The sequence below is a fragment of the Paenibacillus sp. USDA918EY genome (assembly GCF_009870825.1).
GTDB classification, from domain to species: Bacteria; Bacillota; Bacilli; order Paenibacillales; family Paenibacillaceae; genus Paenibacillus_AQ; species Paenibacillus_AQ albilobatus.
In genome coordinates this window covers 1-3508 of sequence record NZ_WTWY01000038.1, presented here as the reverse complement: position 1 = coordinate 3508, position 3508 = coordinate 1, and the positions used below count along the sequence as shown (strand labels likewise).

Genomic DNA, 3508 nt, shown 5'->3' with positions numbered 1-3508 from the left:
ACAACGCTTAAGCTATCCTGAACCATACGCATAGCGTATGGTTTTCTTTTTACAATAAAAAAACTTGCCGCTCAAGACGAGTCGGCAAGTTTTGAATCGGGAAGCCCGCATCGGTTAATTAACGGGAGAGATTCCGTATTGGATCATGGTGAACGCTTTTTGCATCCAATCGCTCGGATTTTCCGTTTCAGGTTTAAAAAGCATGCAGTAGAAGTAGGCACCGCTAATCAAATCGATGAGGGTATCCTCGTCGATGTCCTTGCGGATTTGCCCCTTTTGAATGCCTTTCTTTAAAATTTTTGCGTAGTCTTTGCGGCGCGGAGCTATGAAATTTTGCTTGTATTGTTCAAGCAGCTGCGGAGATTCGAGCATTCCGGCCACCAATTTATGGGGAGCGACCTCCGCCGAACCTAAAGAAAGCTCCATGGAAGCCAACATATTTTCCAGCAAAGCACGCAGATCCGCCAGCGCATCTCCCGTATCCGGAATGGCCGTTTGCTCGGCTGCCAGACCGAAAGCATCCGTGATCAGTTCGTCTTTGGAATTCCATCGAAGATATATCGTCGGTTTGCTCACGCCGGCACGTGCGGCAACGTCATCCATACTGAAATTGTTCATGCCGAATTCCAGCATCAATGCCCGAGTCGCTTGCAAAATCAAAAGATCGGTAGACGCGCTGCGGGGACGTCCCCGTTTTTTGCCGTTTTCGCCCATTCGGAAGATCACCTCGTCATTAATACTTAACTAAACCGTACTGTAAATTAATATAGTGATTTTGGCAAATTAACGCAATCGCACACGAGAAAATGAGAGATTCAATGAAGGACATTTGTCTGAATTCGACAAACATGATAGCATATCGACATATGAAGAGGATGTTGCGATATCAAGGTTTCGACGCATCCATCGGATCGATGAAACAATGTGAGGTTGTCATATGCCAAATACTATACTGATTGTGGAAGACGAACCTATTTTACGGGAAATCATGAAGGATTATTTTCTTGAAGGAGGATACGGGGTGCTTGAAGCCGCGGACGGAAAACAAGCGCTCGTGTTATTTGAAGAGCATGGGGCTGACTTGATCATATTGGACATCATGCTCCCGGAATTGGACGGCTGGTCGGTATGCAAACGCATCCGCAAGACGTCGAACGTCCCGATCATCATGCTGACGGCCCGTTCGGATGAAGACGACACGCTCCTTGGCTTCGAACTCGGCGCCGACGACTACGTGACCAAACCGTACAGCCCTCCCATACTCCTTGCGCGGGCGAAGCGGCTTCTGGAGAGCCGGCACGTTCGGGAACAGGAGAGCGACACGTTGTCCAGCAGCGGTATCATGATCGATTTTCCTTCCCGAACCGTCTCGGTCGACGGGGAAAGCTGCAGCTTAACGCATACGGAATTCGAAATTCTGGCGTACCTGATGAAAAACAAAGGGATTATCATAAACCGGGAACAGCTGATTACGAAAATTTGGGGTTACGATTTCGTGGGAGACGATCGCACGGTCAACAGCCATATCCGCAATTTGCGTTCCAAGCTGGGGGAACATGCCAAGCATATCGTTACGGTTGTGCGTTCGGGATATAAATTCGAGGACTCGCCATGAAAAAAGGCATCGTTCATAAACTGTTCCTGCTGACGGCGGGGTTGTGCCTGTTTCTGATCGCCGTTATTTTCGCCTTGCAAACCGTGTTTTTCAAACAATTTTATGCCCATCAAAAGGTAAAGGATGTTCAGTCTGCAATTCAGGCTTACGCACAAGGTTACGTGAAACATGCCGCGAACGCGCAGGAAACGGCGAAGCTGGAACAGGATTTTTACCAAAAGTATAACACCTGGATCACGGTATTGGACTCCCGCGGCAATTTGCAAAATACCGACGATTACTATATGGAGATCAAGCTGGACCGAGCGTACGATTACCCTGCTTATTCCGGTCGCACGATAAAGATTCCGCTCTACAGCTTTATTAACGTGGAAGATTTTTATAGCGATAACCTGTTTGTCACTCCTTGGATCAAGGAGGGCGAACCCGTCGCCTTTGAAGGTTTGATCATGAAAGAGCAGCTGGCTATCCAGCGTATGGCGAAATACAAATCGGGACTGCGGGAGGAAGGCCAGTTGGAAAATCGGCAGATGGTAAACAAGGAGTACGAAGTCGTCAACCGGTACCCGAGCCCCCCGACCCAGTATCACGAAACTTATCCCAGCATCCTGGCCACCGGGATGATTACAAAAGTAGAAATACCGGAAGGCGCAGGAGGCTCGCGTTACACGAACCATTTGTTTCTGAACCGCATCAAGGCTTTCCAGGCGGATTTGCTTTACGGGGATTTTGATCATACCGCGAATGCGAATCAAATGTTGAATTATGAAGAAAACCATGTGAACTACAAAATATTCGTGAATCCGATCAAAGACCGAAACGGAAATTCCGGATATCTGTTTGCGATGACGTCGCTGCAGCCCGTAAACGAAGCCGTAGGGATGATCAAAAACTACTACGTGTACATCATTATCGCCACCCTGCTGCTCGCGCTGCTCGTTTCGTTTTATTATTCGCGCCGGATCGCCCAGCCGCTGCTTCGCATCAACCGTACGGCCCGTCAAATGGCAGCGCTTGACTTTTCCGAAAAAATCAAGGTGACGACGCGCGATGAAATCGGCGATTTGTCGAACAGCATTAACGAACTCTCTGAGCGGCTGCATGCGCATATCCTCAGGCTGGAAGAGGACATCGAAAAGGAAAAGCAGCTGGAGCGTACGCGGAAGGAATTTATTTCCGGCGTATCGCATGAGCTTAAGACGCCATTAAGCGTCATTCAAAGCTGCCTTTCCGTGTTGAAGGACGGGGTAGCGAGCCATAAGCGGGATCATTATTTTGCGGCGATGGAAAATGAAGTCAACCGGATGAATCTGCTGATCGTCGATATGCTGGAGCTGGCCAAATATGAATCCGGCACGTATAAAATGAACATGGATACGTTTGCGATCGACGCCGTCATCCGGCGGATTTGCGCCAAGCTGGCGGGGGAGATCGAGGACAAGCGCTTGCAGCTGCATGTTTCCCTCATCCCCGCAGAAGTGGTCGCCAATGAACTTCGGATCGAGCAAGTGATCGTCAATTTCCTTACCAACGCGATTCGCTATACGCCAGAGGAGGAATCCATATATATCACGATTGCAGAAGAGCCGGACTCCGTAAAAGTAAGTATCGAAAATAAAGGCGCCCATATCCCGGACGATCAGCTGGAGAAAATATGGGACCGTTTCTACCGCGGGGAACCCTCCCGCCATCGTTCGACCGGAGGCACCGGGCTCGGCCTCGCCATTTCCAAAAAAATTATGGAGATGCACGGCGTGCCTTACGGGGTAACCAACACGGAAGACGGGGTCATGTTCTATTTTTATTTGAATAAAAAAACGTGAGATTAAAGCGCGATCTGAAGTGCTCCCTGTCAAGTGGACAGTGTAAAAAAACAAAAATAGTTCATTTGGA

Annotated in this window: 3 protein-coding genes; 2 read left to right on the top strand and 1 reads right to left on the bottom strand. The window is 48.9% G+C overall.

Going from position 1 to position 3508, the window contains the following annotated elements; translation table 11 throughout:
• Positions 1–114: 114 nt before the first annotated feature.
• Entirely contained in the window at positions 115–714 is a 600-nt protein-coding gene (locus tag GQY55_RS30565) for a TetR/AcrR family transcriptional regulator (RefSeq protein ID WP_160045695.1), read from the bottom strand.
• A 223-nt stretch (positions 715–937) separates the two neighbouring features.
• Between GQY55_RS30565 and GQY55_RS30560 the strand changes: the two genes are divergently transcribed.
• Positions 938–1615, top strand: coding sequence for a response regulator transcription factor (locus GQY55_RS30560; RefSeq protein WP_160045694.1), 678 nt, complete (start codon positions 938–940; stop codon positions 1613–1615).
• On the top strand, positions 1612–3438 hold the full coding sequence (locus tag GQY55_RS30555) for a sensor histidine kinase (RefSeq protein WP_160045693.1): 1827 nt from the start codon (positions 1612–1614) through the stop codon (positions 3436–3438). The genes GQY55_RS30560 and GQY55_RS30555 overlap by 4 nt, the downstream gene beginning before the upstream one ends.
• The last annotated feature ends 70 nt before the right edge of the window (positions 3439–3508 follow it).

Coding starts and splice junctions, on each gene's coding strand:
- GQY55_RS30565 (WP_160045695.1), bottom strand. CDS start 714: ATGGGCGAAAACGGCAAAAAACGGGGACGTCCCCGCAGCGCGTCTACC.
- GQY55_RS30560 (WP_160045694.1), top strand. CDS start 938: ATGCCAAATACTATACTGATTGTGGAAGACGAACCTATTTTACGGGAA.
- GQY55_RS30555 (WP_160045693.1), top strand. CDS start 1,612: ATGAAAAAAGGCATCGTTCATAAACTGTTCCTGCTGACGGCGGGGTTG.